This is a genomic window from Faecalibacterium sp. Marseille-Q0746, assembly GCF_017377595.1.
Classification (GTDB): Bacteria; Bacillota; Clostridia; order Oscillospirales; family Ruminococcaceae; genus Faecalibacterium; species Faecalibacterium duncaniae.
Window position 1 is genome coordinate 29520 of the sequence record NZ_JAFREI010000002.1, and the last position, 23239, is coordinate 52758.

Consider the following 23239-nt stretch of genomic DNA (forward strand, 5'->3'; position numbering starts at 1 on the left):
TCAAAAAAGATTGACTGTCAGGTTTGGTACGCTGAGGCAGTCAATCTTTTTTGCTATCATCGTTTTTCTTCTGCGAAAACTTATCCATGACCTCAAGAGTCAGGCGGACCACATCCACAATCAGGCTCAGCAAGCCAAGCATGAAAGTGAGCAGTGCCAGAGTTTCCAACAGCGTCATTCGACATCCCTCCCTTCGCCATCAGGCTCCGGGAAGTTTCCTTCAAAAAAGTTCCGTCCCCGGTATCCTGCTTTATTCCATGTAGGAAGAATCAGCGATACGGGATTGGAAAGCATGACCACCAATGATGCAGACAGCGCCTTCGCCGCCTTTGCGGGCGGCTGACTATACTATACCATGAATTTCGACACGCCGCAACACGCGCAAAAAGTTTGATGCAGAAAACTTGTCAAAACCCCTTGACACCACCCCAGAGCTGTGGTAAGATAATGCCATGTTAGAAATAACTAACCACGAAGCGGTCAGCAAACAAATGGTCTGAGCCGCATTCTTTTAAAGTTTGAGGTTAGAAATATCTAACTGCAACGCCTGCATAGAATGCGGTGCGGCGGGGAACGCTGTTCCTTAAATGGATAAAAGCGGAGGGAAAGCAGCCATGGAGCGTAATTTTGAGACCGTGATGATCGAACAGTGCGCACCTGTGCTGGCAGGGCTGAAGCCTGCCGGGCTGTTCCGCTATGAGACTCGGGACTGTACCGACTTGGCTGCCCGGGTGCGCCGCTGGAATGACCAGCTGGGGGAGAAGGGGCTGAAGGTCCGGGTCCTCAAGGGCTGTGCTCAAACCCACCGGTATCTCATTTATGTTTACCGCGAGAGCCGCCTGCGTCAGGTGTTGGCCGATGAGGCGGTGCGGGAGTTCCTGCAACGCGAGGGCTATGCCCTGCCGGAAGATGCTTCCGATTGTGACGGTATGCTGCGGCAGCTGTCCCGGCGGCTGTGCTGCGAAGCCGATTTTCCCCATGAGATCGGTGTGTTTCTTGGTTATCCGCTCACCGATGTGGTGGGCTTTATCGAAAATCAGGGCCGCAACTTCACCTGCTGCGGCTGCTGGAAGGCTTACGGCGACCCTGATGCCGCCGCACGTCATTTTGCCCAGTTGAACAAGTGCACCAGAGTATATCTGCGCCTGTTCCATGAGGGTACCCCCATTTTCCGCCTTGCTGTGGCGGCTTGACAAGTCATTCTCTACCAATACTCTCTTTTTATCCTGGCACCCACCGGAACAAACCACGCTCCGGTGGGAAGAAATCCTCCTTTTGACACGCGGCCGTCCGTTGCAGCCTTGACCACTGCACCGGGCGGCTGTGTCATTTCATGGATAGAAAAAATAACGGTAAAATGTAAACAATGGCTAACTTTTACTCAGGAATTTGAGTTAGTTGTTGTTGATTGTGATAAAAAAACTGGGATATTTGGGCAGAAAAACTGTTTGTTCATATAAACTAACTTTTAATAATGAAAAAACTGTTGACAACAAAGGTTAGTAAGCGTAAACTATCTATGCTGATAGTTCCGACTGACTAACTGTTCCGGTGCATCAGCAGCCCACAAACAGTATGAAAAAGGGAGTGGAATGTTATGATGCCACTGACAATGGCGAAGGCGGGCGAGACCGTCACCATCAAGAAGATTACCGGCAAAGATGAAGTCCGCCTGCATCTGGCAGAGCTTGGTTTTGTGGTGGACAGCGAAGTGACCGTGGTCAACGAGATTGCAGGCAACCTGATCGTACAGGTCAAGGAAAGCCGCCTGGCACTCGACAGGACGATGGCAAATCGCATTATGATCGGCTGAACAGCGCAGTACGCTGTTTGGGACCTGCTCCGACACTGGAATGGTCTCTGAATAAAGACAAGTAGAGGAGGAAATTTGCATGAAAACTCTGAAGGACGTGAAGGTCGGCGAGACCTGCACCGTGGCACGCCTGCATGGCGAAGGCCCGGTCAAGCGCCGCATCATGGACATGGGCATCACCAAGGGTGTTGAGATCTATGTCCGTAAGGTGGCACCTCTGGGCGACCCCATGGAGCTGACCGTGCGCAACTACGAACTGAGTGTGCGCAAGGCCGACGCTGAAATGATCGAAGTGGTTTGATTCCAAAGAGAGGAAAGGACACGCAATGAGTATTAAAATTGCACTGGCCGGTAACCCGAACTGCGGCAAGACTACCCTGTTCAATAACCTGACCGGCTCCAACCAGTACGTTGGCAACTGGCCCGGCGTTACCGTGGAAAAGAAGGAAGGCAAGCTGAAGGGCGATAAGGATGTCATCATCCAGGACCTGCCCGGTATCTACTCCCTGTCTCCCTACACGCTGGAGGAGGTCGTCTCCCGTACTTACCTGGTCAAGGAGAAGCCCGATGCCATCCTGAACATCATCGATGGCACCAACATTGAGCGCAACCTCTACCTGACCACTCAGCTGATCGAGCTGGGCATCCCCGTTGTTATGGCGGTCAACATGATCGATCTGGTCCGCAAGAACGGCGATAAGATCGACCTGAAGAAGCTGAGCAGCGAGCTGGGCTGCCAGGCAGTTGAGATCAGCGCTCTGAAGGGCGAGGGCACCGAGGCTGCTGCCAAGGCTGCGGTTGCCGCTGCCCAGAAGCAGAAGGCCGGTGAGCTGCCCCACGTCTTTACCGGCAGTGTGGAGCATGCCATCGCACACATCGAGGAGTCCATCCAGGGCAAGGTCGATGACCGCTTCCTGCGCTGGTACGCGGTCAAGCTGTTCGAGCGGGATGAGAAGGTCATGGAAGAGCTGAAGCTCGACAAGGCTCTGGCTGACCACATTGATGAGCACATCAAAGACTGCGAGAAGGAGATGGACGATGATGCGGAGAGCATCATCACCAACCAGCGCTACTCCTACATCAACGGTGTCGTTGACAAGGCGGTCAAAAAGAAGGCCCGTGTGGAGCACCTGACCGTTTCCGATAAGATCGACCAGATCGTGACCAACCGTGTGCTGGCTCTGCCCATCTTCGCGCTGGTCATGTTCCTGATGTACTCCCTGTCCATGGGCACCTCCATTGCAGATGGCGGCTGGGCTATCGGTACCTTTGCGACCGACTGGACCAACGATGTCCTGTTTGGTGAGATCGTGCCGGGCGCGCTGGGCGGCTTCCTGGAGAGCATTGGTGTGGCAGGCTGGCTGTACGGCCTGATCATGGACGGTATCGTGGCCGGTGTCGGCGCGGTGCTGGGCTTCGTTCCCCAGATGCTGGTTCTGTTCTTCCTGCTGTCCATCCTGGAGGATGTGGGCTATATGTCCCGTGTCGCCTTCATCATGGACCGTATCTTCCGCCGTTTCGGCCTGTCCGGCAAGAGCTTCATCCCCGTGCTGGTCGGTACCGGCTGCGGCGTGCCCGGTGTTATGGCTTCCCGTACCATCGAGAACGAGCGTGACCGCCGCATGACCATTATGACCACCTGCTTCATCCCCTGCGGCGCTAAGATGCCCATCATCGGCCTGATCGCAGGTGCAATGTTCGGTGGTTCCTCTCTGGTTGCTGTTTCCGCTTACTTCATCGGCATGGCTGCCATCATTTGCTCCGGTGTTATTCTGAAGAAGACCAAGCTCTTCGCTGGCGACCCCGCACCCTTCGTTATGGAGCTGCCCGCTTACCATGTGCCTGCATGGGGCAACGTTTTCCGTGCCACCTGGGAGCGCGGCTGGTCCTTCATCAAGCGTGCCGGTTCCGTCATTCTGGCAGCTACCGTTGTGCTGTGGTTCCTGCAGGGCTTCGGTTTCGAGAATGGTGCCTTCGGCATGGTCGAGGATCAGGACAACTCCGTCCTGGCCGCTATCGCTACCAAGATCGCCTGGATCTTCGCTCCTCTGGGCTTCGGCAACTGGCGTGCAACCGTTGCTTCCGTCTCTGGTCTGATCGCAAAGGAGAACGTGGTTGGCACCTTCGGTGTTCTGTATCACTTCGGCGGCGAGCTGTCTGAGAACGGTGATGAGATCTGGGCAGCAGTTGCGCAGGATTACACCGCTCTGTCCGCTTACGCATTTATGATCTTCAACCTGCTGTGCGCTCCCTGCTTCGCTGCTATGGGCGCGATCAAGCGTGAGATGAACAATGGCAAGTGGACTGCCATCGCCATCGGTTATATGTGCGCTCTGGCTTACTGCGCGGCTCTGGTCGTGTACCAGATCGGCGGCCTGATCACCGGTGAGGTTGGCTTCAACTTCTTCACCATCGTGGCAATCGTGATTTTTGCCGCATTCCTGTACCTGATGTTCCGCCCCAACAAGTACGTTGGCGACAACGAGGTCAAGATCGACGTTTCCAAGATCAAGTAAAATCATCTGTCCAGTTTGAAAGGGTGTGTTCTGTATGATGGAATTCCTGGCCACGAACTTTAATCTGCCTACCATTATTGTAGGTGCTATCGTGTTTGGCGGTGTGGGCTGGGCCACATGGCACTCCCACAAGCATGGCGGCTGTGGGGGCTGCGGCGAAGGCGGCTGCAATGGCAATTGCGGCGGCTGCAGCGGCTGCCACTGATCGGTAAAAACCGCTGGGCGCGGGTCGAACATCCAATCGGCCCGCGCCCTTTTTTAGAATGAAAAAAGTTAGCTTTGGATAACACTGGAAGCGGCTTACATTATTATAGGAGAGAGTGATACTATGGAACTGACAGCAGCCCATCTGCGGTATCTCCTGGCCATCTATGAGGTCTCCCAGACGCATCTGGATATCTGCTCCCGCAGCATTGCCGAAAAGTTGAACGTGACTAAGCCCAGCGTGGTGCGCATTATGAACCTGCTGATGGATCGGGGAATGATCGTGAAGGAACACTATGGCAAGATCTATCTGACCGATCGGGGCATCTTTGTGGCAAAGGCGGTCAGGGCTCAACTGGAAACGGTGCTGACGCATTTTCCGCCCGTGCGCATCGACATGACCGAGGAGGAACGCTATAATGCCGCTTTGGCTCTGACTTCGGCCCTGCCCGAACGGGCTTTTACCGGTGAATATGACCGCCTGTTCGGCCCGGATGAATCTGAAAAGGAGAACGCTTCGTGATCAACAAAAAACTGCTTTCCTTCGATCGGAAGGCCCTGCGCTATGTGGGGCTGAACGTGCTGTTCCAGTGGCTGGGGATGCTGTGCAATGTGGTGCTGGTGATGACGGTATCCCGCCTCATCGGCGGTGTGTTTGCGGGCAGCCTGACCGGCAATGCCCTCTGGCAGGGGATGCTGCTCTGCCTGCTGACTGTGCCGGTGCGCTATGGCCTTACCCTCTGCGCCTCCGATATGAGCGACCGGGCTTCCAAGGATGTCAAGCGCACCCTGCGCAGCAGCATCTATGCAAAGCTCACCTGTCTGGGGGCCGGTTACAGCGAGACGGTGGCCACCAGTGAAGCCGTGATGCTGGCCAGCGAGGGTGTAGAGCAGATCGACACCTACTTTGCAAAGTATCTGCCCCAGCTGTTTTACAGCCTGCTGGCCCCGGTGACCCTGTTTGTGCTGCTGGTGGGCGTGCACGCGCGCTCGGCCATCCTTCTGCTGTGCTGTGTGCCGCTCATCCCCCTGTCCATTGTGGCGGTGCAGAAGTTCGCCAAGAAGCTGCTGGCGAACTACTGGGGCGAGTACACCACCCTGGGCGACAGCTTTCTGGAGAATATCCAGGGCCTGACCACCCTGAAGATCTATCAGGCAGACGGCTGGAAGCACGAGGAGATGAATGCCCAGGCCGAGCGGTTCCGCAAGATCACGATGAAGGTGCTGACCATGCAGCTGAACAGCGTGACCCTGATGGACCTGATGGCCTACGGCGGTGCGGGTCTTGGCATCATCAGCGCGGCATCGGCCTTTGCCAAGGGCCAGCTCAGCCTGACCAGCGCCCTGACCATCCTCCTGCTGGCGGCGGATTTCTTCCTGCCCCTGCGCCTGCTGGGCAGCTACTTCCACATTGCCATGAATGGTGCGGCTTCGGCTGAGAAGATCTTCAGGCTGCTCTCTGCCCAGGAGCCTGAAGATGGCGAAAAGACCGCCGACCCGGCCGACAGCACCCTTGCGCTGGAGCATGTCACTTTTGGTTACGAGAAGGAGCGCACTATTCTGCACGATGTGTCCCTGACCATCCCGCAGGGCAGCTTTGTCTCGCTGGTGGGCGAAAGCGGCTGCGGCAAGAGCACCATAGCGGCCATTCTGTCCGGTGCCCGCACCGCGACGGAGGGAGAGGTCACGCTGGGCGGCATCCCGGTCAGCGAATGGAAGCAGGCCGACCGTCTGCGCCTGCTGACACTGGTGCCCCACAATGCGGCCATCTTCAAGGGCACGGTGGAGGCCAACCTCCGGATGGCCCGGCCCGATGTAGCCGAGGCCGAGCTCTGGGCGGCGCTGGAGCAGGTGAACCTTGCAGACTTCTGCCGCAGCCAGAGCGGCCTTGCAACGGTGCTCCACGAGGGCGGCTCCAACCTGTCCGGCGGGCAGCGCCAGCGCCTTGCCATGGCCCGTGCCCTGCTGCATGATTCACCTATCTATGTGTTCGACGAGGCGACCTCCAATGTGGATGCCGAGAGTGAGAACGATATCATGAAAGCCATCCACAGCCTGGCGGGAAAGAAAACAGTGATCCTGATCTCCCACCGTCTGGCCAATGTGGTGGACAGCGACTGCATTTATGTGCTGGAGGCAGGCCGCATCGCCGAGCAGGGAACGCACAACGACCTGCTGGCGGCACAGGGGGTGTACAGCCGCCTGTACAACGCCCAGAAACAGCTGGAAGACCTTGGGGAGGTGAGCGCATGAACAACACAAAACACCGCAGTCCGTTTGCCATTGCCGCACGGCTGATCGTGCTGGTCCGGCCCATGCTGCCCATCATGCTGGCAGCCATTGTCATGGGTGTCATCGGCCACTTCTGCGCCACCTTTATCACGGTCTTCGGCGGTTTTGTCCTGCTCACGGCGGCAGGCCTGCCCAGCCCGCTGGCAGGCGTGGGCACGGCCTTTGTCTGCATCCTTGTCTTTGCCCTGCTGCGCGGCGTGCTGCGCTACGCAGAGCAGGCTTCCAACCACTATATCGCCTTCAAGCTGCTGGCCCTCATCCGGGATAAGGTGTTCGGCGCACTCCGCCGCCTGACCCCCGCCAAGCTGGAGGGCCGTGACCGGGGCGACCTGATCTCTCTGATCACCGCCGACATCGAGCAGCTGGAGGTGTTCTATGCCCACACTATTTCGCCGGTCTGCATCGCGATCCTCTGTGTGACTGGCATGACCTGCTTTACGGCCAGTTATCATATTCTGCCCGCACTGGTGCTGCTGGCAGGCTATCTGCTGGTGGGCATTGCTCTGCCGGTGTGGTCTGCCAGACGGGGCGACAAAGCCGCTCGCGAGTACCGGCAGGCCCTGGCCGACACCAACAGCTATCTGCTGGAAAGCCTGCGCGGCTTGCGGGATATCCTGCAGTACCAGAACACCGCCGCGCGTGCCGAGGGCATCACGGCCCACAGCGAGACGCTGGGGGAGAAGCAGAAGGCCATGAAGTACCGCGAGGGCGTGACTGTGGGTGCCGCCAACACCCTCATCGTGCTGACGGCGCTGGCTGTGCTGGGGGTGAGCATCCGGCTGTATCAGAATGGCCAGCTGGGCGCGGAGGGAGTGCTGGTCTGCACCCTGTCGGCCCTGAGCTCCTTTGGCCCGGTGGTGGCGCTGGCCAACCTCGGTGCCAGCCTGACACAGGTGTTCGCCAGTGCCGACCGTGTCCTTGACCTGCTGGACGAAGACCCCGTGACTGCCGATGTGACCGACGGCGCGGATACCGTCTTTACCGGTGCACAGGCTGAGCATGTCAGCTTTGCCTACGCCAAGGAAGAGGTGCTCCACGACCTGAGCCTGACTATCCCGGAAAAGAAGATCGTGGGCATCACGGGCCGTTCCGGCAGCGGCAAATCCACCTTCCTGCGGCTGCTCATGCGCTTCTGGGATGTGAGCAGCGGCACCATCCGGTTTGGTGAACGAGACATCCGCACCGTGAACACTGCCGCCCTGCGCGCCCAGGAAAGTCTTGTGACCCAGGAAACGGAGCTGTTTGACGATACCATTGAAAACAACATCCGGATCGCCCGGCGCGATGCCACCCGTGCCGAGGTGGAGGCTGCCTGCAGAAAGGCCGCGCTGGATGGCTTTATCAACAGCCTGCCCAAGGGATATGATACCCCTGTGGGCGAGCTGGGCGGTGCACTCTCCGGCGGTGAGCGCCAGCGCATCGGTGTGGCCCGTGCCTTCCTGCACGATGCACCCTTTCTCCTGCTGGACGAGCCTACCTCCAATCTGGACAGCCTGAACGAAGGGATCATCCTCAAGGCCGTGCGGGATGAGTGCAGGGAAAAGACCGTCCTGCTGGTTTCCCATCGCAGATCCACCATGGCCGTGGCCGACCTGAGCTTCTCGGTAGAGAGCGGACGGCTGAGCTGAGAAAACCGGATATCAAGCAAAAAAGACGCGCTCTGTGATGAGCGCGTCTTTTTTGTGTGCAGGGAGAAATTTACTGCTTGCGTGCAAACACGATGCCGATGGTACCGGGGCCGGAATAGCCGCCGATGGTGGTGCCGATGTCGGTCTCGTAGACATTCTCAAAATTGCCGTACTGCCGCAGTCCGGCCTTGATGGCCTCCATGCAGCCGGGCTTCGCCTGGGTGGAAGAGATGAACACCATGCTGCGGTCGATGTCCTCCCGGTTCGCCAGCTGGTCGGTGATATACTTGCCCACGCAGATGGGCAGACTGCCCCGGTACTTCCGCACGACTTTCAGTTCACCATCGATGACGGCCAGGCTGGGCTTGATGCCCAGAATGTTGGCCCCGAAGGCCAGCACGCCGGAGCAGCGGCCGCTTTTGGCCATGTAGTCCAGCTGGTTGAGCACAAAGCTCAACTCGACGCGCTTGGCAAGGCCCTGTAAGCGCATGGAAATGTTCTTGGGCGGCAGGCCGTCAGCGGCCCACTTGGCTGCCTGCAGGACGAGATAGCCCTGCCCGGTGCAGATATTCTCGCTGTCCACAACATAGACGTTGTCGAACTCCTGCGCCGCCAGCCGGGCGTTCTGGAAGCAGGAGGAGAATTTGGAGCCGACATTGATGTGGATGACGGCATCGTAGTCTCTGGCAAAGGGGGCGAGGAAGTCGGTGTACTCCACCAGATTGGGGGCGGCAGATTTGGGCATTTTGCCGCCGTTCTGGGCATGGGCGAATACATCGGCGGGGTGGATGGTAACGCCGTCCAGATAACTTTCCTCCCCCATGAGAATGTGCATGGGGATCAGGCTGATGTTCCACTGCCGGAGCAGCGCTTCGGACAGATCGCAGGTGCTGTCCGCAGTGATCTTGATGTTCAAAATGAGATTCCTCTTTTCCAGCCGCGCGTCCGGCGGCAGCGTGATAGTTCGAAATTTGCAACTATCATACCACAAATACTTCAAAATTGTTAGCTATCAAGCCGATAAAAAATGTAAATCTTTTATGAAGTGTGCAAAAGGGGCGAAAATCCATGGGATATCTGTACAGTTGTAACAAAAATGTGCCGGAGTTTCTGGTTCTTTCCGAAAATTCGCTCGGAACTGTTTATTTTGTCGGCCAAAAATTATATAATAAGTAGTACCCAAGAATTAAGATGGATTCGGTCTGCCTTGCGGCCGTTTGTTTATTGGAGGTTTGCCTGCTTATGTTCGTTACTGATTATACCATGCATCTGCTGGATCATGTAAAAAAGATCCACTTCATCGGCTGCGGTGGCAGCGGTATGTATCCGCTGATCCAGATCCTCACTGCCAAGGGATATGATATCTCCGGCAGCGATGTGCTGGACGGCAGCATCATCCGCTCGGAGCGGGAGATGGGCGTGAAGGTCAGCCTGGGTCATGCTGCGGACAACGTGATCGGCTCTGACCTGGTGGTCTACTCTGCCGCCATTGCCAAGGACAACGTGGAGCTGAACGCCGCCGCTTCCTATGGCATCCCCACTGTGGAGCGCAGCGTTCTGCTGGGCTATGTGAGCCGTCTGTACAAGGACAGCATCTGCGTTTCCGGCACCCACGGCAAGACCACTACGACTTCCATGATCACCACCGCACTGGAGCTGGCAGGTCGTGATCCCTCTGCAGTCATCGGCGGCAAGCTGCCCCTCATCGGCGGCTACGGCAAGGCCGGCAAGGGTGATGATATCGTCATTGAGGCCTGCGAGTTCTCCGAGACCTTCCTCAAGCTGACCCCCTATATGTCCGTGGTGCTGAACATCGATAACGACCATCTGGACTATTACGGCAGCATGGGCGAGCTGAAGTTTGCCTTCAAGCGCTTTGCCCTGATGACCCATTTTATGATCTTTGCCAATGCGGACGACAAGAACACCATGGATGTCATGTACACCCTGGACCGCCGCGTGCGCACCTTTGCCATTGACAATGCGGCTGATTACCGTGCTGTCAACGTGCAGGAGTACAAGCCCGGCTTCTTTGAATTTGATCTGAAGGAGTGGGATACCAATGAGCTGGGCCACATCCGTCTGGCAGTGCCGGGCCGCCACAACATTTACAATGCACTGGCCATGTGTGCTGTCTGCCGCTCTGTGGGCCTGACCGTGGAGGAGTGCGCCAACGCTGCCCTGAACTTCAAGGGGGCAGGCCGCCGTTTTGAGGTCTACGGCGAGTGCAACGGCGCGGTGGTCGTGGACGACTACGCCCACCATCCCACCGAGATCCGCGCGACCCTGAACACCGCCAAGGAGCTGGGCTACAATCGTGTCATCGCAGTCCATCAGCCGTTTACATACAGCCGGACCAAGATGCTGTTCAACGACTTTGTGGATGTGTTCAAGATCCCTGATATCACGGTGATCACCCCCATCATGGGCAGCCGCGAGCCCAACGACCCCACCATTACCAGCGCAAAGCTGGCGGCGCAGATCCCCAACTCTGTGCTGGTGGACAGCCTTGAGGCTGCCGCTGACTGGGTCAAGCAGAATGCCCGGGAGGGCGATCTGGTCATCACCCTGGGCTGCGGCGATATCTATAAGGCCAGCAAGATGATGGTGAAGAAAGACTGATCGTTTGGAATAGCTGAAAGCCGCCGGGTCAAAAACGCCCGGCGGCTTTTGGCTGCCGGGTGTTTCACAGACCGAACTGGTCTGCAATACCACCCTGCGAAAGCGCCCTGCCGGGAGACCGGCGGGGCGTTTTTGCGCTATGGGATGGGCGTGATGAAAAATATCTCAAAAATTTTACACAAATCAGACCCGGAAGGGTGGCGGCGGGGGTGGGATTCTGCTATACTGATTCTGGTACGAAAAGGAGGAGAGAGGATATGCCATCTACGTATGCACATCGCCGCTTTGGTGCGGATGTTCTGGTGCAGCTGCCCAGGGAGCTGCGGGAAAGGATCACCCCGTACCGGCCGCTGTATGATATGGGCCTGCACGGGCCTGACCTGATGTTCTACTACCGGGCATTGCAGTCCAACCCCGTGAACCGGCTGGGCAACGCCATGCACGAGCAGCCGGGCCGGGTGTTCTTTACCCGGGCCCGGGGCGTGGTGAACACGGCCCGCAACAAGAATGCTGCGTTGGCCTATGCGCTGGGGTTCGTCTGCCACTTTGCACTGGACAGCACCTGCCACCCCTATGTGGAGCGCTACACCCGGGAAAGCGGTGTGAGCCACTGCGAGATCGAGACGGAGTTTGACAACCAGCTGATGCGGGAGGACGGGCTTGACCCGATGCACTTTTTCACGGCGGGGCATATCCGCCCCAACCGGGAGTTTGCAAAGATCATTGCGCCGTTCTACGAAAATGTCACGGCAGACGAGACCTACGGAGCCATGCGGGGCATGGTGCGGGTGCACCATCTGCTGCAGGCTACCAGCCCGGTCAAGCGCTGGGTGGTGTTGACGGCCCTGAAAGCGGCAGGTACCTATGATGTCATGCACGGGCTGGTGGCGAACCTCCAGCCCAATCCCCGGTGCGAGACCAGCGACAAAGAGCTGGAAGCGCTGTATCAGCAGGCTCTCCCGCTGGCAGTGCGGCTCATCACGGAATATGTGGAAGGGCTCTCCAACGGCGCACCGCTGGACAAGGCCTATGACCACACCTTCGGAGAATTTTGAGAGGAATGCAAATGAACGAAGCAAAGCAAAAATTTCGCCTGACCAGCCTGGAACGGGCGTGGATCTTATACGATGTGGGCAACTCGGCGTTTGTGCTGCTGGTGGCAACGCTGATCCCCATCTTCTTCAACGCACTGGCTGAGGGGGGCGGCCTGAGCTCGGTGGAGTATCTGGCCTACTGGGGCTATGCAGCCTCGGCAGTCACGGTCATCACGGCGGTGCTCAGCCCGATCCTTGGCACACTGGCCGATACCCGCAACTTCAAAAAGCCCATTTTCACCTTCTGCGTGGCAGTGGGCGTGATCGGCTGCTGCGCCATGGGGATGGCAAGCACCTGGCTGCCGTTCCTGCTCATCTTCATCTTTGCCAAGGTGGGTTTTTCGGGCAGTCTGGTGTTCTATGACTCCATGCTCAGCGATGTGACTGTGCCGGACCGGATGGATGAGGTCTCCTCCAAAGGCTATGCCTGGGGCTACATTGGCAGCTGTGTGCCCTTTGTGGTCTGTCTGGCGCTGGTGCTGGGGGCCGGGAGCATCGGTATCTCCCAGATGACGGCGCTGAACCTTACTCTCTTTATCACCGCCGTCTGGTGGCTGGTGACCACCCTGCCCCTGCTGCGCCAGTATAAGCAGGTACACTTTGTGGAGGTGCAGGAACATGCCATCCGGCAGAGCTTTGCCCGCATCGGCCACACCCTCCGCCACCTGAAAGAGGACAGGCAGGTGTTCTGGTTCCTGCTGGCCTTTTTCTGCTACATCGATGGCGTATACACCATCATCGATATGGCCACGGCCTACGGCACGGCCCTGGGGCTGGACACCACCGGCCTGCTGCTGGCGCTGCTGGTCACCCAGATCGTGGCCTTCCCCTCGGCACTGGTGTTCGGGCGGCTGAGCGGGCAATACCCCTCGGGCACCCTCATCCCGGTCTGCATCGCAGCCTATGCGGGCATTGCGCTGTTTGCCTTTTTCCTGAAGCACCAGTGGCAGTTCTGGGTGCTGGCCGTTGTGGTGGGCATGTTCCAGGGCGGCATCCAGGCGCTGAGCCGGAGCCATTTTGCCAAGATCATCCCGCCGGAAAAATCGGGCGAGTACTTCGGCCTGTTCGATATCTGCGGCAAGGGCGCATCCTTTCTGGGCACCATGATCGTCAGTGTGGGCAGCCAGCTGACCGGCAGCGCCAATGTGGGCGTGGGCAGCCTGATCGTGCTGTTCATTGTGGGATTCGTGCTGTTCCGGGTGTCGGATCAAAAGTGAATTGAACCCCCCAGTCACCTGCGGTGACAGCCCCCCTAGTAGTGGGGCCCTTGGCATTTCGCAAAGCCTGACCTCTTTGCCAAGGCCGCCCCTATCAGGGGCGGTGGCATCCCGCAGGGATGACGGTGGGGTTTAACCGCAAGAGCCTTCCCTTTGGGAGGGCTTTTTTGTTCGTTGCGTCTTACCGGAAGGCGTGGTACAATAGGGCCAAACACTTTGAAAAAATATGACCCAAAGGAGAAACAACATGAACTATCCCGGTTATACGCTGGTGCGCCGCGAGGACTGCCCGGAGCAGCACGGTGTGCTGACGGTTCTGAACCACGATGTGAGCGGGGCCACTGTCCTGCTGGTGGAGAACGAGGACACCAACAAGGCGTTCGGCATCGGCTTCGGCACCTTCCCCTCCGACGACACCGGTGTGTTCCACATTCTGGAGCACTCGGTGCTGGCGGGCAGCGAGAAGTACCCCGTGAACTCGCCTTTTTTGCAGCTGCTCAAGAGCAGTATGGCCTCCTTCCTGAACGCCATGACCTTCCCGGACAAGACGGTGTATCCCTTTGCCACCCCCAACGAGACCGACTTCAGGAACCTGATGGACGTGTACCTGAACGCCGTGTTCTGCCCGCTGGCCATGGTGGACAAGGCCGTGTTCGAGCAGGAGGGCTGGCACCGGGACGCGGACGGCACGGTGAGCGGTGTGGTCTACAATGAGATGCAGGGTGCGCTGGCCTCCCCGGACGCGCAGCTGCAGAACGCGCTGGAGCGGGCCATGTTCCCGGATACGGCCTACGGCTTTGTGTCCGGCGGCGACCCGGCCTCCATCCCGGCCCTGACCTATGAAAAATACCAGCGGGTGTACCGCCGCCATTACAGCGCCGACAACTGCTGCATCACCCTGTACGGCAAGATGGATATGGCCGAGAAGCTGGCGTTTCTGGATGAGCACTATCTGAGCAGGATGCCCAAGGGCACCAGCCGCCCCCGGCTGACGGTGCAGGACCAGCAGAACGGTGTGCGTGTGCACATCCCGTACTACACCGAAAAACCCGAGCCGGATCAGGTGCAGTGTGCGCTGGCCTGGTACACCGGCGCGTTTGCTGACCGAGAGCGCCAGCTGGGCGTGGAGATCCTGCTGGATGCCCTGCTGGGCACCAACCAGTCCCCGCTGAAGGCAGCTCTGCTGGAGCAGAAGCTGGGCGCGGATATCGACATTGGCTTTGACGACAGCACCCTGCAGCCCACGCTGGAGCTGGTGCTGCGGGGGGCCACCGCAGAGACTGCCCCCAAATTTGCAGCTGGCGTGAAACAGGCTGTGACCGACCTGCTGGCAGGGGGCATCCCCGAGGAACTGCTGCTGGCCAGCCTGAACGCCATGGAGTTTGCCTCCCTGGAGCGCCCGGGCAGCCTGCCCGACGGTGTGCTGGATGCCATCTATGCCGCCACCGGCTGGCTCCACACCGGAGACCCGGCCCTGCTGCTCCACACCGACAAACTGTTTGCTTCCCTGCGGGAGAAGCTTTCCACCGGCTGGTTCAACGACCTGCTGAAGGATCTGCTGCTGGCCGAGCCGGTGCAGGTGATCCAGACCCCGGCCCTGCCCAAGAAGGACGAAGAGGATGCTGCCCCTGCCCGCAACGACGGCAAGCTGGTGCTGGACCATCCGCTGACCGTGGCCGACCTGGGCGATGGTGACAGGAGCGCTGCCGGTACGGTGGAACCGCTGGCCGGTGCGGAGCTGCTGCACCACCCCTCCAAGGGCAGCCTGTATCTGAATTTCTACTACGACCTGGGCGAGTGCACCCCGGAAGAGGTGCAGTATCTTGACTTGCTGACCGATATTCTGGACGAGCTGGATACCCCGGAGCACACTGCCCGGGAGCTGCAGACCCAGCGCGCCACCTGGCTGGGCAACAGCACGGCCTGCATCAGCTTCTGGACCGGGCGGCAGGAGGGCAGCCCCTGCCACGCAAAGCTCACCTGGAACATGAGCCTGTTGGAGCGGAATCTGGACAAGGCCATTGCGCTGGGCAGTGAGTATCTCTACAAGACCTGCCTGACCGGCCCCAAGGCCGAGGAAGCCTTTGCCCGGGTGCTGAGCCAGCAGAAGCTGAACATGGAGCAGCAGTTCATCCGGCAGGGCAACCAGTACGCTGCCGTGCGTGCCGCCGCCCACTACTCAGTGGAGTATGCCCTGAGTGAGCGGTGCAGCGGCGTGACCGGGTACCACTTCCTGTGCGGCCTGCTGGAACAGGCCGACTGGGCCGCCATGGGCAAAAAGCTGGAAGCGGTGCGGGAAAAGGTGCTGAACCATGCAGCCCTGACCGTCAGCCTGCATGGCAGCGAGGAAGCGCTGGAAAAGCTGCGTGCCCTGCTGCCCGGCAGTGCCTTTGCTGCCCAGGGCCGCACCGCTGCCAAGCCCTACACAGAGGTGCTGACTGCCCCCGTGAACGAGGCCTTTATCATTGACGGCGGCGTGAACTATGATATCCTGACCTGGCCCATGGAGCGGCAGGCCGACCGCCGGGTGCTGGCCCGCATTATGAGCTACGAATACCTGTGGCACAACATCCGTGAGGTGGGCGGCGCTTACGGCACCGGAATGCTGACCCGTGCCCAGACCGAGGGACTGTACACCTACCGTGACCCCCACCTGACCGAGAGCTACGAGACCTTTGCCAAGGCCCCCGAGGTGCTGGCAGGCCGGGAGTACACCGAAAAAGACCTGACCGAGTTCATCGTGGGCGCGGTGTCCGAGATGGATTCGCCCAAAAAGCCCAACGCTGAGGCCAAGGAGCTGGACCGCCGGTACTTCTGCGGCATCACCGATGCCATGCTGGCCGCGGACCGCAAGGCCATGTGCAGTGTGACAGCTGAAACGATCCGGGCACAGGCTGCAGACCTTGCAGACCGGATGGCAAACGCCACCCGTGTGGCCTTTGGCAGCAAGGACGCTGTGGAAGCAGGCAAGCAGCTGTTTGACCGCATCGAGACCCTGTAAGCAGAACCGAAACTGAATCTGTAACGAAAGCAGGCACTCTGCCTTTGCCCCGGACGGGGCGGGCGGAGTGCCTGCTTTTTTGCGCAAAAGGTACTTCACGCACCTGATGTGCCTGCGCATGGAAAATCCGGGAGAAAAACGGAGATTTCCGCACGGCGCGATACAGCGATGAAAAATGAAAGATTATTTTATACAGATGGGATTCTATGACGCTAAAAGTACAAAACGGCCTTGCAAAAGTGCGCGCTGTTGCAGGGGACGAAAAGCTGGTATCCTTGTGCCAAGCCAAACAGAAAGGATGTGAGAACACAGGATGGCGCAAGCAAAACAGCCGGGCAGGGACAAGAGCCTTGCCAGCCTGCACAAGGCCACCGACACCCTGAGCACCATGCTGGCACAGGAGGTCAAGGAACTGAACGCCCGGCAGAAGGTCCAGCGTGGCGATGGCTCTGACCCCGCCCTGATGAAGGGGCTCAAGGAGGCTACGGCGGTGCTGAAGGATCTGGCCGCGGTGGCCAAGACCCTGAACGATCAGGGGGCGGATGCCGAGGCCCGGGCGTGCGGTGTGGTGCTTCTGCCAGCCGTGGAGGACGTATGAATGCAGAGATCGTATGGCGGCCCCAGCCCCGGCAGGCGGAGTTCATGCGCCGCCCGGAACCGGAAGCCCTGTACGGGGGCGCGGCAGGTGGCGGCAAGAGTGACGCGCTGGTGATCGAGGCCCTGCGGCAGGTGCACATCCCCCACTATCGGGGGCTCATCCTGCGCAAGACCTACCCCCAGCTCAGTGATCTGGTGGACAAGAGCATGGCCTACTACAAGCGGGCTTTTCCCACGGCGCAGTACAACGCCACCAGCCATGTGTGGGTGTTCCCCAGCGGGGCAAAGATCTACTTTGGTTCCATGCAGTACACCAAGGACCGCACAAATTATCAGGGCAAGGCCTTCGACTTCATCGGGTTCGATGAGCTGACCCATTTCGAGTGGGAAGAGTACAGCTATATGATGAGCCGCAACCGCCCTACCGGCCCGGGCACCCGGGTCTACCTGCGGGCCACCACCAATCCCGGCGGTGTGGGGCACGGCTGGGTGAAAGCACGGTTCATCACGCCTGCCCCGCCCGGCACCCCCATTGTGGAACAGTTCCCGGTGCGGATGCCGGACGGAACCGAGAAAGTGCTGGAGCGGGCAAGGGTGTTTATCCCGTCCAGCGTGTTCGACAACCCCGCTCTGCTGGAAAATGACCCGGACTACCTTGCCAGTCTGGCAAGCCTGCCCGAGGCAGAAAAGCAGGCCCTGCTCTATGGCAGCTGGGACAGCTTTTCGGGGCAGGTGTTCACCGAGTGGAGGAACGACCCGGGGCATTATCAGGACCAGCGCTGGACCCATGTCATTGCGCCCTTTGCCATCCCCAGACACTGGAAGATCTACCGGGGGTACGATTTCGGTTTCTCGAAGCCGTTCTCGGTGGGGTGGTACGCGGCGGATGAGGAGGGCAGGCTTTACCGCATCAAGGAGCTGTACGGCTGCACGGGCCGCCCCAACGAGGGCCTGCGCATCGATCCGGTGGAGCAGGCAAGGCGGATCCGGGAGGTGGAGCAGAACGACCCGATGCTCAAGGGCCGCACCATTCTGGGGGTGGCTGACCCCGCTATCTTTGATGAGAGCCGGGGCGAGAGCATTGCCGCCATGATGGAGCGGGGCCCCCATTTTCTCCACTGGGTCCCCGGTGACCACACCCGGCTGGCGGGGAAGATGCAGTTCCACTACCGGCTGGCGTTCGATGGGGAGGGGCGGCCCATGTTTCAGGTGTTCAACACCTGCAGGCACTTCATCCGCACCCTCCCGAACCTGGTCTATGACGAGAGCAATGTGGAGGACATCGACACCCGGCAGGAGGACCATATCTATGACGAGTGCCGCTATGTGCTGATGGAAAATCCCATCTCCCCTCCCCGGCAGACCGTGCAGCCTCCGGTGGGGGACGACCCGCTGGAGCTGCACCGGAGGGCGAGGGTGTATAGGGTGTAGCTATGGAAAGGCTCTGCTCTGTACAACCTCTCAGTCTCGCATACGCTCGACAGCTCCCCTAGTAGGGGAGCCTCTGGCGAAACCGGGAACTTTGCGGGGACTGCCAAGGCCTCTCCTATTAGGAGAGGTGGCATTGCGAAGCAATGACGGAGAGGTTGGACAAAGACGAAACCTGCCTGAGAGGCAGCAAGGAGGTAAACTTGGAAAATATTATGGACGTGATCGGTATAGAGCAGGTGGCCGAAGCCACTGCCATTTTACAGAAATACAAGGCCGGAAAAGCCGCGCTGGACAAACGCATTGTGGACAACGAGCTGTGGTTCCGGATGGGACACTGGAAGAACTACCAGAACCCCATGATGGAGGGCAAGCCCCAGCCTGCCAGTGGGTGGCTGTTCAACAGCATTGCCAACAAGCACGCCGATGCCATGGACAATTACCCGGCCCCCAACGTTCTGCCCCGGGCAGCAGACGATGCGCAGACCGCACAGGTGCTTTCCAGCATCCTGCCGGTGGTGCTGGAGCAGGCAGACTATGAGCAGGTGTACAGCGACACCTGGTGGCGCAAGCTCAAGCAGGGCACCGGGGTCAAGGGCGTGTTCTGGGACCCGGAGGCCCGGGGCGGCGTGGGAGAGATCGCCATCCGGCCCATGAACCTGCTCATGCTCTACTGGGAGCCGGGCGTGGCGGATATCCAGGCCTCGCCCCACTTTTTCTCCCTGAGCATGGAAAACACCAAACAGCTGGAAAACCGCTGGCCCCAGCTGAAGGGCCACAGCGCCAGTGTGCTGGATGTGCCCCGTTTTCTCCACGACGGCGGGCTGGACACCACCGAAAAAAGCGTGGTGGTGGACTGGTACTACAAAAAGCCGGACGAGGCCGGACACACCCTGCTCCACTACTGCAAGTTCTGCAACGGCGTGGTGCTCTACGCCAGCGAGAACGACCCGGCCCTTGCCGGGCGGGGCTTCTACGACCACGGGAAATATCCCTTCGTGTTCGACCCGCTGTTTATGGAGGAGGACAGCCCGGCGGGCTTTGGCTATATCGATGTGATGAAGGAATGCCAGACCGCCATCGACAGGATGAACCATGCTATGGATGAAAATGTCCTGCTGGCATCCAAGCAGCGGTATGTGCTCAGCGACACGGCGGGCGTGAACGAGGAGGAACTGGCGGATCTCAGCCGGGACATCGTCCATGTGGCCGGACGGCTGGGAGACGAGAGTTTCCGCCCGTTGCAGACCGCCGGTTTGCAGGGGAACAGCCTGAGCTACCGCAACAGCCGCATTGAGGAGCTGAAGGAGATCAGCGGAAACCGGGATATGACCCAGGGCGGCACCGCAGGCGGCGTGACGGCGGCAAGTGCCATTGCGGCCCTGCAGGAGGCGGGCAGCAAACTCTCCCGCGATATGCTCAAGAGCGCCTACCGGGCCTTTGCAAGGGAGTGCTACCTCATCATTGACCTGATGCGGCAGTTTTACGATGAGGAGCGGGTGTTCCGTGTCATCGGGCCTGCCGGAGGCAGGGAGTTCGTGCCCTTTTCCGGGGCAGCGCTGCGTGCCCGCCCCATGGGGTTGATGGGCGGCGTGGAGCTGGGAAGCCGGGAACCGGTGTTTGATATCGTGGTGAGCGCCGAGAAGAAATCCACCTTCAGCCGCCTTTCCCAGAATGAAACGGCGAAGGAGTGCTACCAGCTGGGTTTCTTTGCACCCCAGAATGCCGACGCGGCCCTGGCGGCACTGGAGATGATGGACTTTGAGGGCATCGAAAAAGTGCGCCAGAGGGTGCGGCAGAACGGCACGCTGGCACAGAAGCTGACGGCGGCCCAGATGCAGATCGCGCGGTTCAACGAGAAATTGAGCGGCGCGGAGGAAAATCTGAGCACAAGAGCATTGGCGAAGAACCTCTCCGGCGCTTTGCGCCAGCTCTCCTGACAGGAGAGCCAGGTTCACGCTGCTACTGGCTTGCCTCCCCTATGAGGGGAGGTGTCACCGCAGGTGACGGAGAGGTTTTACATGAGAAGGAGGCAGAAATGATCAAGGTGAATTATACGGAATTGGACGGCCCTTACGGCCCGGCCATGCGTCTGGAGGCGGCGGGCCATGCAGGCTATGCCCCGGCAGGGCAGGATATCGTGTGCGCCGGTGTCAGCACCCTGATGCAGGCACTGGTCAGCCTGCTGGCGGGCGAGGAAAACGCCCACAGCGATGCTTTTGACGAGCCAGATGGCCCCCGCCTGACGGTGACTGCTGCCCGGCCCTGTACCGCATGGGTCGAGGGAGCCTTTGAGCTGGCCAAGGCGGGCTTTGCCCTGCTGGCCGAGCGCTACCCGGACAATGTACGCTTTGCCGACCGGAGTGCCCGGGGCAAGCAGGAGATGATGGACCTGCAGCTGTTTGCTGACGGCGGCGAAGCGGCTGCTCCTGCCCTGAGCGCGGCCCAGGAGCAGCAGGCTGTGGCATCGGGTACCCTGAAGCCCGGTGAGAAAGCGGACGCAAAGCAGGAGACGACCGCCCCGGAGGGGGAGAAGGAGGTGAAAGAGACCGAACCGGTCAAGGCGGAAGAAGGGCAGGAACAGGAACCGCCCCGCCCCGCGCTGCCAAAACGTTTCCCGGGAAGCCAGGCTGTGGATGCCCTGCACCGGCGCTGGGCTGCCGAGGAGGCCATGATGCGCCGGGCGGTGCCGGAGTTTTCCCTGCAAAAGGAGCTGGCAGACCCCGAGATGCGCCGCCTGATGCAGCTGCCCGGGATGCGGATGCTGGATGCCTACCGGCTGGCCCACTACGGGGATGCCATGCGCCAGACTGCCCGCACCGTGGAGCAGGGCGTGGTGGAGCGCATCCGCCAGCGCGGGGCACGCCCTGCTGAAAACGGCACCCACCCCGGCAGCGCTGCCGTGACCGGTGCGGATGTGAACCGGATGACCCGCAGCCAGCGGGAAGCGCTGGAACGTCAGGCGCTCCATGGCGCAAAGATCAGTTTTTGAGGGAAAACCCTCTCACCGCTTCGGTCTGGCTTTGCCAGCGTCTTGCGGAGCTCCCCCGAAGGGGGAGCTTGAAATCAATGAAAGAAAGGATAATGACTATGAACAACTTCAACATTCAGCTGTTTGCCGAAACTCCCCTGAACTCCACCACCACCATGACCCCGGAGATGAAGACCTTCTACGAGAAGCGCCTCATCGACCAGGCAGAGCCCCGGCTGGTGCATGACCAGTTTGCGGATTACTATCCTGTGCCCCAGAACGGCGGCAAGACCATCGAGTTCCGCAAGTACGACAGCCTGCCCAAGGCTTCCACTCCGCTGACCGAGGGCGTGACCCCGGACGGTCAGGCTCTGAACGTGACCACCATCACCAGCGACCTGCACCAGTATGGCGGCTGGACCCCGCTGACTGACGTGCTGCAGATGACCGCCATCGACAACAATGTGGTGCAGGCCACCCGTGTGCTGGCAAGCCAGGCGGGCCGCACCATGGACAGCATCACCCGTGATGTGCTGGCGGGCGGCACCAATGTGCTGTATGCTCCCAAGCAGAATGCAGACGGCACCGAAACGGAGGTGAAGAGCCGCAAGGAGCTGGACAAGACCTGCACCCTGACCCCGAAGCTGTTCTTCCGGGCGGCGGCGCAGCTGGGTGCCATGAACGCGGACCCCATCGGCGACAGCTACATTGCCATCATCCACCCCTATGCCGCCTATGACCTGAAGACCTGCAGGGAATTCATTGAGGCGCACAAGTATGCCGACCCTGAGACCATGTACCGCGGCGAGATCGGCAAGCTGGGCAATATCCGCTTTGTGGAGACCAGCGAGGCCAAGATCTGGAAGGACACCACCTGCCCCAGCGGTCTGGCCGTGTTCGGCACGCTGGTGCTGGGTGCCCATGCCTACGGTGTGACCGAGCTGGAGGGCGGCGGCCTGGAACACATCGTCAAGCAGCTGGGCTATGGCGACGACCCACTGAACCAGCGCGCTTCCGTGGGCTGGAAGGGGATGCGCGCCGCCGAGCGTCTGGTGGAGCAGTACATGGTGCGCATTGAGAGCGTATCCAGTTATTCGGAGAATGCGAGTGCCAACTGAACCTCTCAGGCGCTTCGTGTCAGCTCCCCCAGTAGGGGAGCCCTTGGCAAACCGGGCAAGCCCTGCTGGATGAACGAAACTAGGCGAGGCGTAAAAGGCAGTGCCCCTGCGACAGAGGGCAGAAAGGATGAAAAATGGACAAGAAAAACGTAAGGATCCGGCTGTTCAAGGACAACAGCCGGTACAAAGGCGACCTGTTTGTGAGTGTGAACGGCGTGAGCTATAAGATCCGCCGTGGCGTGGAGGTGGAAGTGCCGCCCGAGGTGGCAGAGGTGCTGGAACACAGCCAGGTGCAGGATGAGCGCACCGCCGCCCGCATTGCCGCCGCCGAGAGGATCGAGGGGTGAGCGCATGACGGTGGGAGAGGCTCTGGAACGGGCCGAGGAACTGCGGCCGGGCTGCAAGGTGGACAGCCGCACCCGGCAGCGCTGGCTCTGTGAGGAGGACGGGATGCTGCGGGCCCTGCTGTTCTCCGGCTGCGGGCTGCGGGCCGGAGTGGGGGCAGACCTTGCCTGGCCTGCGGAGGGCGGTCTGGACGATGCCGTAGAGCTGCTGGTACCCGTGCCTTTTGATGCGCTCTACCCGCATTACCTCTGCGCAAAGCTGGATGCTGCCCTGGGCGAGACGGAACGTTACGCCGGGGAGCAGGCCCGGTATAACAGCATTCTGGCCGAGCTGAGCGCCTGGCTGCGGCGGCGGGCAAAGCCGAAGCGCGGTGCGCAGTGGCGGTGGTGAAAG

At 59.9% G+C, this 23239-nt stretch carries 21 protein-coding genes; 19 read left to right on the forward strand and 2 right to left on the reverse strand.

The features are described 5' to 3' along the window. Positions 1–40: 40 nt before the first annotated feature. Positions 41–178, reverse strand: coding sequence for a hypothetical protein (locus J3351_RS01510; RefSeq protein ID WP_005931339.1), 138 nt, complete (start codon positions 176–178; stop codon positions 41–43). 436 nt (positions 179–614) lie between these two features. Between J3351_RS01510 and J3351_RS01515 the strand changes: the two genes are divergently transcribed. From J3351_RS01515 to J3351_RS01550, 8 genes are all read left to right on the forward strand, one after another. Next, positions 615–1193: a DUF3793 family protein gene (locus J3351_RS01515; protein WP_156060622.1), complete on the forward strand. Its 579-nt coding sequence runs from the start codon at positions 615–617 to the stop codon at positions 1191–1193. A gap of 404 nt (positions 1194–1597) precedes the next feature. Beyond that, the gene (locus J3351_RS01520) at positions 1598–1813 is read left to right on the forward strand and encodes a FeoA family protein (protein WP_005931323.1); all 216 of its coding nucleotides are present in this window, start codon (positions 1598–1600) and stop codon (positions 1811–1813) included. Positions 1814–1892: 79 nt separating this feature from the next. After that, entirely contained in the window at positions 1893–2114 is a 222-nt protein-coding gene (locus J3351_RS01525; RefSeq protein ID WP_005931321.1) for a FeoA family protein, read from the forward strand. A gap of 25 nt (positions 2115–2139) precedes the next feature. After that, positions 2140–4329 carry a ferrous iron transport protein B gene (gene feoB / locus J3351_RS01530; protein ID WP_156072934.1) on the forward strand — a complete coding sequence of 730 codons (2190 nt, stop codon included), beginning with the start codon at positions 2140–2142 and terminating at the stop codon, positions 4327–4329. 34 nt (positions 4330–4363) lie between these two features. Then, positions 4364–4534 carry a FeoB-associated Cys-rich membrane protein gene (locus J3351_RS01535; protein ID WP_005931317.1) on the forward strand — a complete coding sequence of 57 codons (171 nt, stop codon included), beginning with the start codon at positions 4364–4366 and terminating at the stop codon, positions 4532–4534. A gap of 123 nt (positions 4535–4657) precedes the next feature. Continuing rightward, positions 4658–5056, forward strand: a complete 399-nt coding sequence (locus J3351_RS01540) for a metal-dependent transcriptional regulator (RefSeq protein WP_005931315.1) — start codon at positions 4658–4660, stop codon at positions 5054–5056. Then, positions 5053–6786 (forward strand): ABC transporter ATP-binding protein/permease, encoded by a 1734-nt coding sequence (locus J3351_RS01545; protein ID WP_207696960.1) that lies wholly within the window; start codon positions 5053–5055, stop codon positions 6784–6786. Before J3351_RS01540 ends, J3351_RS01545 begins: the two co-directional genes overlap by 4 nt. Further along, a complete protein-coding gene (locus J3351_RS01550; protein ID WP_207696961.1) occupies positions 6783–8453 on the forward strand; it encodes an amino acid ABC transporter ATP-binding/permease protein in 1671 nt (556 codons plus the stop codon). Before J3351_RS01545 ends, J3351_RS01550 begins: the two co-directional genes overlap by 4 nt. A gap of 70 nt (positions 8454–8523) precedes the next feature. Here the strand turns inward: J3351_RS01550 and J3351_RS01555 are convergent, their stop codons facing one another. Beyond that, entirely contained in the window at positions 8524–9369 is an 846-nt protein-coding gene (locus J3351_RS01555; RefSeq protein ID WP_207696962.1) for a DegV family protein, read from the reverse strand. A gap of 326 nt (positions 9370–9695) precedes the next feature. Between J3351_RS01555 and murC the strand changes: the two genes are divergently transcribed. The 11 genes from murC (at position 9696) to J3351_RS01610 (ending at position 23236) form a co-directional block, all read left to right on the forward strand. Continuing rightward, entirely contained in the window at positions 9696–11075 is a 1380-nt protein-coding gene (gene murC, locus J3351_RS01560) for a UDP-N-acetylmuramate--L-alanine ligase (RefSeq protein WP_035393696.1), read from the forward strand. Positions 11076–11332: 257 nt separating this feature from the next. Next, entirely contained in the window at positions 11333–12130 is a 798-nt protein-coding gene (locus J3351_RS01565) for a zinc dependent phospholipase C family protein (RefSeq protein ID WP_207696963.1), read from the forward strand. A gap of 5 nt (positions 12131–12135) precedes the next feature. Continuing rightward, positions 12136–13386, forward strand: coding sequence for an MFS transporter (locus tag J3351_RS01570; protein ID WP_207696964.1), 1251 nt, complete (start codon positions 12136–12138; stop codon positions 13384–13386). 247 nt (positions 13387–13633) lie between these two features. Continuing rightward, complete coding sequence (locus tag J3351_RS01575) at positions 13634–16387, forward strand: insulinase family protein (RefSeq protein WP_242699266.1); 2754 nt, start codon at positions 13634–13636, stop codon at positions 16385–16387. 313 nt (positions 16388–16700) lie between these two features. Further along, on the forward strand, positions 16701–16985 hold the full coding sequence (locus tag J3351_RS01580; RefSeq protein ID WP_097770410.1) for a chemotaxis protein: 285 nt from the start codon (positions 16701–16703) through the stop codon (positions 16983–16985). Then, the gene (locus J3351_RS01585) at positions 16982–18415 is read left to right on the forward strand and encodes a phage terminase large subunit (protein WP_156065585.1); all 1434 of its coding nucleotides are present in this window, start codon (positions 16982–16984) and stop codon (positions 18413–18415) included. Before J3351_RS01580 ends, J3351_RS01585 begins: the two co-directional genes overlap by 4 nt. A gap of 212 nt (positions 18416–18627) precedes the next feature. Continuing rightward, positions 18628–20352, forward strand: coding sequence for a hypothetical protein (locus J3351_RS01590; protein WP_156065671.1), 1725 nt, complete (start codon positions 18628–18630; stop codon positions 20350–20352). 98 nt (positions 20353–20450) lie between these two features. Beyond that, positions 20451–21404, forward strand: coding sequence for a ribosomal-processing cysteine protease Prp (locus J3351_RS01595; protein ID WP_097773541.1), 954 nt, complete (start codon positions 20451–20453; stop codon positions 21402–21404). A gap of 77 nt (positions 21405–21481) precedes the next feature. Further along, positions 21482–22501 carry a N4-gp56 family major capsid protein gene (locus tag J3351_RS01600; RefSeq protein ID WP_005931270.1) on the forward strand — a complete coding sequence of 340 codons (1020 nt, stop codon included), beginning with the start codon at positions 21482–21484 and terminating at the stop codon, positions 22499–22501. Between the two features lie 134 nt (positions 22502–22635). After that, positions 22636–22848, forward strand: a complete 213-nt coding sequence (locus J3351_RS01605; protein WP_005931267.1) for a hypothetical protein — start codon at positions 22636–22638, stop codon at positions 22846–22848. 4 nt (positions 22849–22852) lie between these two features. Beyond that, complete coding sequence (locus J3351_RS01610) at positions 22853–23236, forward strand: hypothetical protein (RefSeq protein WP_005931264.1); 384 nt, start codon at positions 22853–22855, stop codon at positions 23234–23236. Positions 23237–23239: the final 3 nt, after the last annotated feature.

Coding starts and splice junctions, on each gene's coding strand:
- J3351_RS01510 (WP_005931339.1), bottom strand. CDS start 178: ATGACGCTGTTGGAAACTCTGGCACTGCTCACTTTCATGCTTGGCTTG.
- J3351_RS01515 (WP_156060622.1), top strand. CDS start 615: ATGGAGCGTAATTTTGAGACCGTGATGATCGAACAGTGCGCACCTGTG.
- J3351_RS01520 (WP_005931323.1), top strand. CDS start 1,598: ATGATGCCACTGACAATGGCGAAGGCGGGCGAGACCGTCACCATCAAG.
- J3351_RS01525 (WP_005931321.1), top strand. CDS start 1,893: ATGAAAACTCTGAAGGACGTGAAGGTCGGCGAGACCTGCACCGTGGCA.
- feoB (WP_156072934.1), top strand. CDS start 2,140: ATGAGTATTAAAATTGCACTGGCCGGTAACCCGAACTGCGGCAAGACT.
- J3351_RS01535 (WP_005931317.1), top strand. CDS start 4,364: ATGATGGAATTCCTGGCCACGAACTTTAATCTGCCTACCATTATTGTA.
- J3351_RS01540 (WP_005931315.1), top strand. CDS start 4,658: ATGGAACTGACAGCAGCCCATCTGCGGTATCTCCTGGCCATCTATGAG.
- J3351_RS01550 (WP_207696961.1), top strand. CDS start 6,783: ATGAACAACACAAAACACCGCAGTCCGTTTGCCATTGCCGCACGGCTG.
- murC (WP_035393696.1), top strand. CDS start 9,696: ATGTTCGTTACTGATTATACCATGCATCTGCTGGATCATGTAAAAAAG.
- J3351_RS01565 (WP_207696963.1), top strand. CDS start 11,333: ATGCCATCTACGTATGCACATCGCCGCTTTGGTGCGGATGTTCTGGTG.
- J3351_RS01570 (WP_207696964.1), top strand. CDS start 12,136: ATGCAAATGAACGAAGCAAAGCAAAAATTTCGCCTGACCAGCCTGGAA.
- J3351_RS01575 (WP_242699266.1), top strand. CDS start 13,634: ATGAACTATCCCGGTTATACGCTGGTGCGCCGCGAGGACTGCCCGGAG.
- J3351_RS01580 (WP_097770410.1), top strand. CDS start 16,701: ATGGCGCAAGCAAAACAGCCGGGCAGGGACAAGAGCCTTGCCAGCCTG.
- J3351_RS01585 (WP_156065585.1), top strand. CDS start 16,982: ATGAATGCAGAGATCGTATGGCGGCCCCAGCCCCGGCAGGCGGAGTTC.
- J3351_RS01590 (WP_156065671.1), top strand. CDS start 18,628: ATGGACGTGATCGGTATAGAGCAGGTGGCCGAAGCCACTGCCATTTTA.
- J3351_RS01595 (WP_097773541.1), top strand. CDS start 20,451: ATGATCAAGGTGAATTATACGGAATTGGACGGCCCTTACGGCCCGGCC.
- J3351_RS01600 (WP_005931270.1), top strand. CDS start 21,482: ATGAAAGAAAGGATAATGACTATGAACAACTTCAACATTCAGCTGTTT.
- J3351_RS01605 (WP_005931267.1), top strand. CDS start 22,636: ATGGACAAGAAAAACGTAAGGATCCGGCTGTTCAAGGACAACAGCCGG.
- J3351_RS01610 (WP_005931264.1), top strand. CDS start 22,853: ATGACGGTGGGAGAGGCTCTGGAACGGGCCGAGGAACTGCGGCCGGGC.